The following is a 13,536-nucleotide window of genomic DNA, read 5'->3' as shown; positions in this document are numbered from 1 at the left end:
ACCCATGCATGATGTCGACTGCGTTGTCGCCGGAGCCGGTGTTGTCGGCCTCGCCATTGCCCGCGCGCTGGCGCTGTCGGGCCGCGAGGTGCTGGTGGTCGAGAAGGCCGCAGCCATCGGCACCGGCACCAGTTCGCGCAATTCGGAAGTCATCCATGCCGGGCTTCATTATACGCCGGGCAGCCTGAAGGCCCGTCTCTGCGTCAACGGCCGCGAGCGTCTCTATGCCTATTGCCGCGAGCACGACGTCGCCCATCATCGCACCGGCAAACTGATCGTTGCCGCCGAATCCGACCAGTTGGACAAACTGCAGGCGATCCAGATCAACGCGGCGCAATGCGGAGTCGGTGACCTCAAGCTTTTGACGCGCGCAGAGGCCGAAAGCCTGGAACCGGCGCTGAGCTGCGCCGGCGCGCTGCTGTCGCCGTCAACCGGCATCGTCGACAGCCAGGCGCTGATGCTGTCATTGCGTGGAGACGCGGAAGCGGCTGGCGCATCTTTCGCCTTGCTCACCGTTGTCTCAGGCGCGAGCATCGAAGCCGACGGCATCCGGATCGACACGCGCGACGCCGATGGCGAGGGTTTCACCTTGAAGACCGGCGCCTTCATCAACGCCGCCGGCCTCGACGCGCAGGCGCTCGCCGGCCGCATCGAAGGCCTCCCGCAAGACCGTGTTCCGCCGCTGTGGCTGGCGCGCGGCAATTATTTCGCGCTTTCCGGCCGCTCGCCCTTTTCGCGGCTGATCTATCCGGTGCCGGTCCATGGCGGCCTCGGCGTGCACCTGACCCTCGACATGTCGGGGAGCGCGCGCTTTGGCCCGGATGTCGAATGGATCGATCGCGTCGACTATACCGTCGATCCCGCACGAGGCGCTGCCTTCTACGACGAAATCAGGCGCTACTGGTCCGGCCTGGCGGACGGCGCCCTGCAACCGGCCTATGCCGGCGTCAGGCCGAAACTGTCCGGTCCGGGCCAGCCGGCCACCGACTTCATCGTGCAGGGACCTGCCGACCATCACGCCGGCCAGATCGTCAATCTGTTCGGCATCGAGAGCCCTGGCCTCACCGCCAGCCTCGCCATCGCAGAACATGTCGTTGGGCTGTTATATCCGCAATGACGGACGTTTCCTGAAACGTCGGGCAGGCGCATACCATGAAACCTTTTGATATGGAGGTCGTTGTCGGGGCATATGTCCGAGGCAAAACCCAAATCGAAACCGGCCGACGGTGTCGGAGCGCGCGATGCCACGAAGTCGCGTCGGGAAAACCCGTCACGGCAAACGCGCGGAGATGGACCGCGCGAGGACACGCCGCGCGAGAAAAAAGCATCGACAGTGGAAGCCGCGTCCGAGCCCGTTGGCGAGGCCGCGCCGCCGCCGGATGCCGTCGAACCCGATCCCAAGCTGACGCCTGAGCAGGCCGAGCAGGCACGCAAGAAATATCTGCTGCGGCGTTTCTGGATTAGCGGGCGCGGCTATTGGGGGAGGGATGGCGACAAGCTCGCCTGGCCTTTGACTATCGGAGTGCTGCTGCTGATCTGCATCAACATCGGTTTCCAGTATGGCATCAATGTCTGGAACCGCTCGATGTTCGATGCCCTCGAGCAGCGCAACGCCCGCACGGTCTATCTCCTCAGCGCCGTATTCGTGCCGCTGGTGATCTGCAGCGGCAGCCTTGTCGTCGCGCAGGTCTATCTGCGCATGACGATCCAGCGCCGCTGGCGTTCCTGGTTGACCACCGGGGTCGTCGCGCGCTGGCTGGCAAACGGCCGCTACTACCAGCTGAACCTCGTGGGCGGCGACCACCAGAACCCCGAGGCCCGCATGACCGAGGATCTGCGCATCGCCACCGAGTCGCCGGTCGATTTCACCGCCGGCGTCCTCAACGCGTTCCTGTCGGCCTCGACCTTTATCATCGTGCTGTGGACCATCGGCGGCGCGCTCACCCTGCCGATCGGCCGTGAGAGCATCACCATTCCCGGCTTTCTGGTCATCACCGCGATCATCTATGCCGCCATCACCTCGACCTCGATGGTGGTCATCGGCCGCGATTTCGTCCAGCTCTCCGAGCGGAAGAACCAGGCGGAGGCCGAACTGCGTTACACGCTGACGCGCGTGCGCGAAAACGGCGAGAGCATCGCCTTGCTGGGAGGCGAGGACGAGGAGCGCAGCGGCATCGACAGAAATTTCGGCCACGTGCTGAGGCAATGGGCTCTGCTGACCGGACAGCACATGCGCACGGCGGCGGTGTCGCAGGGATCGAGCCTGTTTGCGCCGGTCGTGCCGATCCTTTTGTGCGCGCCAAAATTCCTCGAAGGCTCGATGACGCTTGGCGAGGTGATGCAGGCGGCGTCTGCCTTTGGCATCGTGCAAGGCGCGTTCGGCTGGCTGGTCGACAACTATCCGCGCCTCGCCGACTGGAACGCCTCCGCGCGGCGCATTGCCTCGCTGATGATGTCGCTAGACGGGCTCGAGCGCGCCGAGCAGAGCGATGCGCTCGGACGCATCAACCGAGGCGAAGCCGAAGACGGCGCCATCCTCAGCCTCGACAATCTTTCCGTGACACTCGACGACGGCACCTCCGTGGTCAAGGAAACCGAGGTCGTGATCGAGCCGGGTGAGCGGGTGCTGGTTTCAGGCGAATCCGGTTCAGGCAAGTCGACGCTGGTGCGGGCCGTCGCGGGCCTGTGGCCATGGGGCGGCGGCAGCGTCAATTTCCACACCGACAGGCGCCTGTTCATGCTGCCGCAACGCCCCTACATCCCTTCCGGAACGCTTCGCCGCGCGGTCGCCTATCCCGCGGCGGCGGACAAGTGGACCATCAAGCAAATCAAGGCTGCCCTCGACAAGGTGGGGCTTGGCTATCTCACCGGCAGGATCAAGGAAGAGGCGCCATGGGACCAGACGCTGTCGGGCGGCGAAAAGCAACGCCTCGCCTTCGCGCGCCTGCTGCTGCATCGCCCCGATATCGTGGTGCTGGATGAAGCGACTTCGGCGCTCGACGAGAAGAGCCAGGACACGATGATGTTGACGGTGATCCGCGAACTGCCTGACGTCACCATCATCAGCGTGGCGCATCGTGCGGAGCTCGAAGCCTTCCACAGCCGCAAGATCACCCTGGAGCGGCGGGAGGGCGGCGCCAAGCTCGTCAGCGATGTCGACCTCATCCCGCGCAAGCGCAAACGCAGCCTGCTGAACCGCGCTTTGTGGGGTTCCAGCACTCGGGTGAAAAAGCCGCGCAGGTAAAAGGCGCCACTGCCGAACCGCGAACAGAGATGTCCAGGCGAAGCGCTTGGGCAAAGACATTAGCCGGCTATGGATTAGCCGTAGAGACCCTTGTAGGTCTCGCGCAGCAGGTTCTTCTGCACCTTGCCCATCGTGTTGCGCGGCAGCTCGTCGACGAAGATCACCTGCTTCGGGTGCTTGTATTTGGCCAGCTGGCCGGCAATGGCGCCAACGATCTCGGCCCCGGTGATCCGCGATGCCGGCGCCCGCACCACGACAGCGGTGACGCCTTCGCCGAAATCGGGATGGGCAATTCCGATGACGGCACTTTCCAAGACGCCGGCAACGGCGTCGATCTCGCTCTCGATCTCCTTGGGATAGATGTTGTAGCCGCCGGAGATAATGAGATCCTTGCCGCGGCCGACGATGTAGACGTAGCCGTCCGCGTCGATGATGCCGAGGTCGCCGGTGATGAAGAAGCCGTCCTTCCGAAACTCCGCCTTGGTTTTTTCCGGCATGCGCCAATAGCCGGAAAAGACATTCGGACCTTTGACCTCGATCATGCCGACTTCACCCTGGCCAAGCGCATCGCCGCTGTCAGGGTCGGCGATGCGCAGCGAAACGCCGGGCAGCGGGAAGCCGACCGTGCCGGCCCGACGCTCGCCCTCATAGGGGTTCGACGTGTTCATGTTGGTCTCGGTCATGCCGTAGCGCTCGAGAATGGCGTGGCCGGTGCGCTCGCGCCAGGCCTTGTGCGTTTCGGCGAGCAGCGGCGCCGAGCCGGAAACGAACAGGCGGATGTTCTTCGCCGCCTGGGCATCCAGCCCGTCCTGCTGCAGGAGCCTGGTATAGAAGGTCGGCACCCCCATCAGCACTGTCGCGCGGGGCAAGAGCGAGACGATGCGGCCGGCGTCGAATTTCCGCTCGAACAGCATCGAGGCGCCGGCCATCAGGGTGACGTTGGTGGCGACGAACAAGCCGTGCGTATGGAAGATCGGCAACGCGTGGATCAGCACGTCATCCCCGGTGAAACGCCATTGCTCGACCAGCACGCGCGCATTGGAGGCCAGGTTTTCATGGCTGAGCATGGCGCCCTTGGAGCGTCCGGTGGTGCCGGATGTGTAAAGGATTGCGGCCAGATCGTCCGGCCCGCGCGCCACGGCGTCGAAATCCGTGGGCTGTTGTGCCGCCAGTGCGGTCAGCGAGCCCTCACCATTGCTGCCAAGCGTGACGGTGGCAGCACCCGACGCCTGCGCCAACGGCGCGATAGCGCCGGCGCGGGCCGGGTCGCAGACGACCAGCCGCGGCTCGGCATCCCCGAAGAAATAGCCGAGTTCGGCCAGCGTGTAGGCGGTGTTGAGCGGCAGGAAGACCGCGCCGGCGCGCAGGCAGGCGAGGTAAAGGAAAATGCATTCGGGGCTTTTTTCGACCTGCACGGCAACGCGGTCGCCCGGCTCGACGCCGAAATGCCTCAGCGCATGTGCCAGCTGTGCCGATTGCGCCAGCATGTCACCATAGGCGATTGCGCGTCCGTCATCGGTTGCCATCAGGATGCGCTCGGAGGCTGAAATCCGGCTGCGGAACGCGTCGAACAGGTGATTGGTCATGCGCCTTCCCTAGAGCATGATGCCGAAAAGTGTGAAGCGGTTTTCGGAGGACATAATGCTCTACCCTTTGATTTAGAGCCGGATGGCCTTGGAACAAAGGAAACGATTTCGCCTCCGTCCGGCAAAGACGTGAAATCGGGTTTGCCGCCGATCAGATGAAGGCAAGCGGACTTGGATAGCGGGCGGATTTAAATAGCGGACCGGAAGCGCTTCTATCTGCGGCTGCGCAACGCCCTGGTGGCGCTCACGCGTGGATCGCCGCTTTCGTTGAAGCGCTCCATGCACATGGCTGCCGTCAGACGGTAGTGATTGAGGAGAGCTTCAACGGCGCCGTCGGCATCGCCATCCACCGTGCGCTCCGCAATCAGCCGATGTTCACTGATTTCGTCGCGCTCGCTGCCGTCCTGGGAGATCAGCCGGTAACGGGAGGCCTGATCCGAAAGCTGGTCGCAAAAGCCGGTCAGCCAATGCGAGCGGCAGCCTGCGATCAGTGCCCGATGGAAGGCGCGGTGCAGCTTTTCCCATTCCGGATTGTTCGAGGACGGGTCCTCCGGCAAGCGGCGCGGGGCACGCGCCAGGCGATGCAAGGCCAGCACGAGCTGCTCTTCCCATTCGCCGGTGCGGTTGGTAATGGATTCACGCAGCGCCCGCTCTTCCAGCCAGCAGCGGGTGCGCGTCAATTCCTCGAGTTCCGGGGCACTGACCGGCATGATGAAGAAACCGCGCTGGTCGTGGCGGCCGAGCAGGCCTTCCGAAGCAAGTCGGTTGAGGGCCTCGCGAACCGGTGAGGCGCCGGCGCCGTAACGGGAAACCACCCATTCGACACGAAGCTTGCTTTCACTTTCAAACACGCCGCGCAGGAGATCGTCGCGAAGCTGTTGATAGACCGTACTAGCGAGTGTGCTCTTGGGTCCCGCGCCTTCGCTCACATCGGCAGATCCGTAGGTCAATATGACTCCTGTAGCTCTCCCATGCTCCGCTAGCCCGTTCGCGAAGCAAACGATTTCCCCTGTGAACTTACTGTAACTCCTAAGGCATCCGCCCCTCAAGCGAAAGATCACGATATTCGACTTAAAGAGGAAGGTTGACCGCATCTTATCCGCCGGAAGTAACTAAAATCGTGAAAAACTTGTTCTTCTGAAGAAAGTTTGTCTGCCAGCATGGCAGGTGCCCTCGAGAAACAGCTTCGAGATCCGAATACGGATAATTTTTTCTTAACGCGCGTCATGCCGCCGGATTGACCTCTCCCCGCATGCAGATCCCTTCGGCAGTTATCCACTAGATTTATGGGCCAAAACTAGTGCCGGATGCCGCGATCCTGTCGCTTGCCGCGATGCCCTTGCGGCTGCCACCCGTTGACGGCTTTTTGGGAGATCGAAGGATCAGGCAGGGAGATCAGGCCGAGGAGAACCGACCAGCCGGGAACTTGCCCTGGAACTGATGTCAGCCGGCAGCCCGGTCGGCCGCGGTTCGGATGGCTTCTATATTGGCCCGGTAGGCTTCGACGCTGCCGCCCTTGAAGATGGCGGCGCCCGCCACCAGCACATCGGCACCGGCTGATGTGACCAGGTGGGCGGTTTCCGGCGACACGCCGCCGTCGATCTCGATGCGAATCGGCCGGTTGCCGATCAGCGCTTTCACCCGCTTGACCTTGTCGACCATGGCCGGGATGAAGGCCTGGCCGCCAAAGCCCGGATTGACGGTCATGATCAGGATCAGGTCAAGCCGGTCGAGCACATATTCGATCGCACTTTCCGGCGTCGCCGGATTGAGCGATACGCCAGCCTTCTTGCCGAGATCCTTGATGGTCTGAAGCGAGCGGTCGAGATGCGGTCCGGCCTCGGCATGCACGGTCATGCCGTCGCAGCCGGCATCGGCAAAGGCGGCCAGATAAGGATCGGCCGGCGCAATCATCAAATGGCAGTCGAAAAAGGCCTTGGTGCGGTTGCGGATGGCCTTGATCACCGGCGGGCCGAAGGTGATGTTGGGCACGAAATGCCCGTCCATCACGTCGAGATGAATCCAGTCGGCGCCGGCCGCCGCCACCGCCTCGACCTCGTCGCCGAGCTTCGAGAAATCCGACGCCAGCACCGATGGCGCGATCAGGGTCTTCCTGCTCATGATGCGGCCCCTTTGGGCGCCCTGTTTGCGGGCGCGGCCTTGACGACTGCTAGAGCAATTCCAGGAAAAGTGGGAACGGCTTTCCGTCCGGAATTGCGTGAAAACAAAGAGATAGAGCGGTTCGGCGTTTCCACGAAACGATGAACTGCTCTAGACNGGAAAAGTGGGAACGGCTTTCCGTCCGGAATTGCGTGAAAACAAAGAGATAGAGCGGTTCGGCGTTTCCACGAAACGATGAACTGCTCTAGACCATGATCCCGAAAAGGGAAAGTCGGTATTTGCTGCGCCCGGCAGCGGGTTCGGCGAATACCTGGCCGCCCGATCGCCGCAGCGCGCCCAAGGAAAACCCCGCCGGATCGCTCCGACGGGGCTCTGAATTTTGACTCGTATCCAGATCCTATGGCTTGAAGTTGGCCGCCGGATCCCTTTGCGGCTGTACCTGCGTCTGCGGCGTGCGCTTCGGTATGAACTGCTGAAGGACACCTGGATTGAGCAACAGGGTCGGATCGAGCGACGGCTGCTGCCGGATGGCTCTGCAGTTCGGGAACCGACCAACGGTGCCTTCGGGGCAGCGCCGCCTGATGATCGGCACGCACTGGCCGCCGACCATCTGCGAGCCCGGGGCGCAGTCTCCCACCTGCGGCCTCGGCTTGCGGCATGCGCCGTCGATCACCTGGGTGCCGCGCGGGCAAACACACTCGCCGCGCTTGTTGTGCACCTGGCCGCGTATGTCGCACTGTTCCAGCACAGGCTTCTTCTGCCGGCAGGCATTGCCTTGCACCTCGGTACCCCGCGGGCAGACACAATTGCCGTTGGCGTCGTGGACCTGGCCGCGGATCGAGCACTGCTCGGGCTTCGGCCGGATCGGCCGGCAGACCTTGCCCCTGACTTCTGTGCCGTCCGGGCAGACGCAATCGCCATTGGCGTTTTGGATCTGACCACGGATCGAGCATTGTTCAGGCTTTGGCCGGATCGGCCGGCAGGCTCCATTGCGCACCTCTGTCCCACGCGGGCAGACACAATCGCCATCGGCGTCATGAACCTGGCCGCGTATGCCGCACTGCTCGGGCTTCTGCTTGTCGCGCACGCAGGCATTTGCCTGTCGGTCGAGATGCGTACCTTCCGGGCAGTAGCAGCCATTGCCGTCCGACGTCGGGACCGAACCGGGGATGGTGCAGCCAGGCTTGTCGGTCTTGACGCAAGCGCCGTTCTCAAGCTCGGTTCCGCGCGGGCAGACACAGCGTCCATCCTCGGTGCGGATCTGGCCCTTGAGCAGCACGCAGGGCCTCGGATCCTTCGGCTGGATGATGACGCCGCCGTCGGGCGAGCACTGGCCGTTGCGGAACGTCGTGCCTTCCGGACACACGCACCGGCCGGCATCGTTCATGACGAAGCCTGGCGAGCATTCCTTCTTCACCTCGCGCTTGATGGTGAACGGATGGCAGGCATAGGCCTTGCCGCGATCGCCCTGGACGTTGGTCAGGTCGCCGGGCAGTACGTCGCCGCCGCCTTGCACCCTGGTGTCGGGAGACAAGACGCCGACGCAGTTCTGGCCGCTGACGTTGCCCCGCAGATTGACCAAGGGAGCGTCGGGAAGGACCACGGTGACCTTGTGCACATGGCTTTCCCCGGCGCCGAGCGTCAGGTTGGCAATGCAGGTCAACGGCAAGGTCGTCGGTTCGGGCGAGCAGCCGAAGGGCGGTTCGATCGAGGTGATCGCGACGCCTTGCAGCCGCCCCAGCCCGTCCACCCCGATCGCATCGCCGATGCGGACCGGACCGGAGAAGGCGGTCTGGCCATCATTGGTGATGGTGATCTCGAACGAGCAGGGTTGCCCCGGCTGGCACTCGGCATCGCCGGTCTTCTTGACGCTGATGGTGGACGTGCCGCCGCCCTTGGCGCAGGCCTGGCCGATCGGGTAGACGACGTCGTCTCCAGGGGCCGGGCCGTATGAGCCGCGTGCGCAGTTCTCGAACGCGCCATTGGCCAAGACCGTCACGTCGAAGTGCCTGGAGGTTCCGGGCGTCATCGCGGCGCCGGGTATCTGGCATGACAGCGCATTGGCCGGAACCGCTCCGCAGGCCCATTCCGCACCGTCGGGTGTGACGGTCTGGATCTGGACCGGCGCGCCACCCGATATCAGCGTGGCAGCATCGTTGACCCGCACCGGACCGGTGGGGGCAGAGGTGCCAAGGCTGATGACGGTGATGCGGCAGGAAACCACCGCCGCACCGGCGAGCGAGCCATTGCAGACCTTGGTGATGCGTAGGGTCGGCTTGCCGCCATTGGGATGACGGAAGCGTTCCTTGGCGCAGGCCTTGTTGTTGGTGAGGTCGACCTCACCGGAGACGGGCTTCAGCGCCGCGCAGTTCTCGACCGAATCCGACTGGTAGCCGGCCGGCATGACCGCCCTGACGACGATCGGCGTCGATGCGCCCGGCATCAGCACGATGCCGGCATTGTCGCAGCGGAACTGGCCGGGACCGTTCGGTCCGCATGTCCAGGGCGGAGACGGGCCGAAGGTCGAAGAGGCCGGCGCGCCGCCCGGGTAATTGTCGACAACCGTCAACGGCCCATTATAGGGGACGCTGCCATTGTTGATGATGTCGATCACGAAGTAGCAGATGCCGTCGGGCGTGCAGACCGGGATGCGGGCACGCTTCTTCAGGATCAAGTCGACCTTCTTGTCGACTGGGGGCCGGCAATCGCGGTCGCGGTCGCCACGCCGGCAGATCGGGATCGAGGCACAGCCGCGATCGTTCTGCTGGCTGCCGAACAGCGGCTTGCCGCTGGCGCCGTAATTATAGGTGGCGCAGTTGCGCAACGCGCTGCCTTGCCAACCACCCGCCGGCTTGAAGCCGAGCTTGAGGTTGATGGAGGCCCCCGGATTGAGCGTGGTCACCGGATAGGTGCACGTCATCGGGGTCACGCCGGGCATGCATACCCAGGGCGGGTTGGGCCCTGAATCCAGAGTCGAGCCGGCCGGCAGCGTCACCTCGTCGAGCACGATCTTGCCGTGATACGGCCCGTCGCCGACATTGGTGACCTTGATGGTGAAGTCGCAGCCGCCGCCCATCGTGCAACGCGTCACGTCGGCGCGTTTCTCGACCTTGAGGTCCGGTTCCTTGTCCTTGGGGGGACATCTCAAGTCACGCGGGATGACGATGTCGATGGTCTGCGTGCAGCATAGTCCCCAACCCTCCTTCGGGCCGGCATAGGTCTCGATGCCGGTGACGATGAGGTGGATGACGTCGCCGGGCGATGCACCGACGATCTTCCAGTTCAGCACACCGCCGCCCGCCGGCACCAATTGCGTGTCGGGGATGATGGTGATGCCTGGGGTCGTCGTCGATACCTGCACCCATTTGCCGCCCATCTCCGGGCCGACAGGCATGTGGTAGATGAACGCGCCGCCGCCTTGCACGCAATCGACCGTGCCGCGCTCCACCTTGAAACATTCCCGGTCGGGAGGCGGAGGCCGCTTGTCACAGTTGGTGAGGTCGATCTTGATCGAGGTCTTGGCCCCGGTCTTGTAGTCGCCGTCGTCGGGCTTGCCCGGATCCTGCGACGGGATGATGGCCCCCGTGCCGACGCCCGGCGTCACCTTGATCATGCCCTGGTTGTCGACGATGGTCGGCGAAGGAAACGCCGCATGGTCGATCTTGGCGGTGATCTTGAAATTGATGACGCGTTCATTGCCAGCCCCAGCGCCGTCGAGATCGGTGGTGGAAATCCGGAAATCGGAAACCCTTGCCGTATCGTTCGGATTAGCCGAGGTGCTGATTGTCGCACCCGGCAGCGGTCCGCCAGACGCATCCGTGCCGTCGCCGGACACGTTGACGTTGACGATCGCAAGACCGTGCGGAAGCTGATCCTTGAAGTCGAGTTGGAGTTTCTTCAGCCTGGCCGAAAAGCTTGGGTCGGCAAAGCCTTGCGAGTCGCCGCGCAGGCCAAAGCTCAGGGAGTAGACGACGTAGTCGCAGCTCCTCTGTGTGCCTGTTTTGGTGAAGAACGGCACGATCCGTTCCGGCCTCGGATTGACGATTTTTGAATTGTCTAGGTCGAGCCGCAGTTCCGGAGTGATCGGGACTGCATCTTCGGCGTGGCTTGCCACAGGGGTGAACATGGCGACCGCGATACCGGCCGCCATCAGCCAGCGCGCGCCGCGCCTGGCATATGACAGGGGTTTCATGATGGTCTCCATGACGGTTGGCTGCTTGCCGGTGGATTGACTGCTGTTCGCGGTCGGGGAAAGTGCGAGATTTTTCATCTTCCCCTCCTCAACGTTCGCAGCTGACGGCTGGGGTTCTGAGCGGCAAAGTCATCTTGCAGCAAGGGTAGTAGCCACCCTTGTCCTTGTCGGACTGCCTGTAGAAGCAAAGTCCAACATCGACTCTGTCGCCCGGAGAATGGCCGGTGATGTCGACCGTGTAAGGCTTACCGGGAGCATGCGACTGGGGTGATGTCACCCCGACGCCTGGTGTCATGGACTGGACCTTGATCGAATCGCCGCCAAAGCCGGCATGGTCATGGAGATAGAGGTCGGCCTGGAGGCCGCGAGGCGTGCAGTAGAACTGAACATCCTCGACATCGATGCACGGAGGCAGATCGCCGGGCGGTGGGAAGCCCGGCGGATAGAACGGCGGCAGATAACCGCCTGGGATCTCTTCATAATAGCCGGCACGGCCGTCGCAGGGGTGCCAGACCTCGACGTCGCCGACATGGCCTTCCACTTCTGGGTCTTCGAAATAGCCGTCGAAGTCGACGAACCACGAGCCGAAAGGCGGCACGTTGGCCGGCTTGACCAACGGCGTCGGCGTGATCTGCACGCCGTGCACGGCAAGCGGCCCGCCGGCGGCGAGCTGGTCGGCAAGTGTCGGGTTGTCGCGCAGCTTGTCGCCGGTGTTGACCAGCGTGTCGGTGCACACGCCGGTGTCGAGATTGCCGTCGGCGTCATAGCCATATTGCAGGTCGAGCCCACCGGCCGACTGCCGGTTGCCTTGCGGGAAGCCGACTGCATATTCCTGCGGCTCTTCCACCCAGACCGATTCCGTCGCCGGATCGTCCGGGTTTTCGCGCCAGTAGCGGATGACCTCGCCCTTGCCGGAATCGGCGAACTGGCTGTAATCGTAGCGATTCTCGACCGGGCCGCGCTGCGCCAGATACATGAAGCCCTGGTTGTCGAAGGCGATGTCGGTGACGGCGTAGTCCTTGTCGGCCTTGACCGTCAGCTCCCAGCGCGGATCACCGGCAAAGCTGCCATCGCGGGCAATGCCAACCGACCAGATCTCGGCCTTTTCGCCGACCGAATAATAGAGCCGGCCGCCATGATAGGCGACGGACCAGACGCGGCGTTCGTCCTGCGTGTAGCCCCATGTGTCGGGGTCTTCCGAGTCGAAGGCAGCACCCTGTATGTCCATCACCGCACCGTCATCGGCGACGGGAGCCAGCCCATGCGCCGGCCGCCCGGCAACGCCGTGATCGAATGTGTCGATCAGCGTGCCGTTGGCGTCGAGGCGGTGGATGAAGCCCGTGTCGAGGTCGCTGGCGAAGAACTCGCGGTGATTGCTGTCGAAGCTGATGTCGCCGATGCCGGAACCGCTGTTGGTGTCAATGTCGGCGAATTTGGAGACCGCGCCGGTGATGCCGTCGATCTTCCAGATCGTGCCCGGACCGCCACCGCTTTCGGTGCCGAACTGGCCGTCCATGAAGACGGCGCCTGCGGTTCCGCGGCGCTGTCGCTCGGGCCGACCGTCGGCATCTTCGTCCGGGGTGACGATACGGATGCCGTGCAGCGAGGTCGCGCCGGCATAGAGGTTGGGGACGCCCGTGGGAACGCCGTCGCGCACACCGTCATCATAGGTAATGGCGAACACCTGGCCGATCTGTTCGGCCGTCACCTCGAAAGGCGGCGGCGTGTAGACGAGCTGGCCGGAAGCCGGTCCGCCGAGCGCCGAAACGTCGAAGACGCGCAAGGTGGCGCGCGTCGTGTCGATGAAGGTTTCGTCGACCGGGTCGACGCCGGGCGGCAGCCCCCCCCTTTCGGAATCGGCAGAGTCGAAATTGGGAATGACGGTGCCGGAAAATCCGGTGACCGCCATCGAGCCGGGATAGATGATCTGGGTTTCCTGCGCTTGGGCGGCTGTGTCCAACCAGAGCGTGGCGCTCAGCGCCAGGGCAAGCAAACCGCCGGCCAGATGGAGCGAACGGCGCAAACCGCCGCTTGGAGACGACATGGACGCGCCGCGATCGCAGGACATAAAACTCCCCCCGAAGTTTTCGGGAGGAACATCCGGTCCGGCCGCGCGAAACAGGGCAAGGCGCGGCGTTCCGGCACGTTCGTCCCTGATCGAATTGTCTGCTTTCCTCATCTTCACGATACGCCTGCTCCTGCGCAGGGTCAACGGAATCAGCCGAAAGCCCAGCGCATCGACTCCATCCCGAAGGCGGTGGTCGCGCTGAGCTTGCGTTGGTCCCGGAGACCGTGGAGCCTCTGGGGTCCTGGTCATGGGGGCATCCTTTCCGGCCCGCACCATGCGGCGCCTGGTCGTCAGTCGCAGGCTGAAGCGGAAAGGTTCATGCAAA

At 63.8% G+C, this 13,536-nt stretch carries 7 protein-coding genes; 2 read left to right on the top strand and 5 right to left on the bottom strand.

The window, feature by feature from the left end; translation table 11 throughout:
* The first annotated feature begins 4 nt into the window (after positions 1 to 4).
* Both X771_RS139825 and X771_RS139830 read left to right on the top strand, forming a co-directional pair.
* The gene (locus tag X771_RS139825) at positions 5 to 1,117 is read left to right on the top strand and encodes an NAD(P)/FAD-dependent oxidoreductase (RefSeq protein ID WP_023689953.1); all 1,113 of its coding nucleotides are present in this window, start codon (positions 5 to 7) and stop codon (positions 1,115 to 1,117) included.
* A 72-nt stretch (positions 1,118 to 1,189) separates the two neighbouring features.
* Entirely contained in the window at positions 1,190 to 3,244 is a 2,055-nt protein-coding gene (locus X771_RS139830; protein ID WP_023689952.1) for an ABC transporter ATP-binding protein/permease, read from the top strand.
* Positions 3,245 to 3,318: 74 nt separating this feature from the next.
* Here the strand turns inward: X771_RS139830 and X771_RS139835 are convergent, their stop codons facing one another.
* From X771_RS139835 to X771_RS139855, 5 genes are all read right to left on the bottom strand, one after another.
* Positions 3,319 to 4,830: a malonyl-CoA synthase gene (locus tag X771_RS139835; protein WP_023689951.1), complete on the bottom strand. Its 1,512-nt coding sequence runs from the start codon at positions 4,828 to 4,830 to the stop codon at positions 3,319 to 3,321.
* A 212-nt stretch (positions 4,831 to 5,042) separates the two neighbouring features.
* Entirely contained in the window at positions 5,043 to 5,780 is a 738-nt protein-coding gene (locus tag X771_RS139840) for a GntR family transcriptional regulator (protein ID WP_023689950.1), read from the bottom strand.
* Positions 5,781 to 6,273: 493 nt separating this feature from the next.
* The gene (gene rpe / locus X771_RS139845; RefSeq protein ID WP_023689949.1) at positions 6,274 to 6,951 is read right to left on the bottom strand and encodes a ribulose-phosphate 3-epimerase; all 678 of its coding nucleotides are present in this window, start codon (positions 6,949 to 6,951) and stop codon (positions 6,274 to 6,276) included.
* A 397-nt stretch (positions 6,952 to 7,348) separates the two neighbouring features.
* The gene (locus tag X771_RS139850) at positions 7,349 to 11,221 is read right to left on the bottom strand and encodes a hypothetical protein (RefSeq protein WP_023689948.1); all 3,873 of its coding nucleotides are present in this window, start codon (positions 11,219 to 11,221) and stop codon (positions 7,349 to 7,351) included.
* A 10-nt stretch (positions 11,222 to 11,231) separates the two neighbouring features.
* Positions 11,232 to 13,487 (bottom strand): hypothetical protein, encoded by a 2,256-nt coding sequence (locus tag X771_RS139855; RefSeq protein ID WP_031203157.1) that lies wholly within the window; start codon positions 13,485 to 13,487, stop codon positions 11,232 to 11,234.
* Positions 13,488 to 13,536: the final 49 nt, after the last annotated feature.

This window comes from Mesorhizobium sp. LSJC269B00 (genome assembly GCF_000502815.1).
Classification (GTDB): Bacteria; Pseudomonadota; Alphaproteobacteria; order Rhizobiales; family Rhizobiaceae; genus Mesorhizobium.
Note: the sequence above shows the minus strand (reverse complement) of the source record. Positions and strands in the feature narration are given on the sequence as shown.

Excerpts from the sequence above, each read along its gene's own strand:
- X771_RS139830 (WP_023689952.1), top strand. The coding sequence starts at position 1,190 with ATGTCCGAGGCAAAACCCAAATCGAAACCGGCCGACGGTGTCGGAGCG.
- X771_RS139825 (WP_023689953.1), top strand. The coding sequence starts at position 5 with ATGCATGATGTCGACTGCGTTGTCGCCGGAGCCGGTGTTGTCGGCCTC.
- X771_RS139850 (WP_023689948.1), bottom strand. The coding sequence starts at position 11,221 with ATGAAAAATCTCGCACTTTCCCCGACCGCGAACAGCAGTCAATCCACC.
- X771_RS139835 (WP_023689951.1), bottom strand. The coding sequence starts at position 4,830 with ATGACCAATCACCTGTTCGACGCGTTCCGCAGCCGGATTTCAGCCTCC.
- X771_RS139855 (WP_031203157.1), bottom strand. The coding sequence starts at position 13,487 with ATGGTGCGGGCCGGAAAGGATGCCCCCATGACCAGGACCCCAGAGGCT.
- rpe (WP_023689949.1), bottom strand. The coding sequence starts at position 6,951 with ATGAGCAGGAAGACCCTGATCGCGCCATCGGTGCTGGCGTCGGATTTC.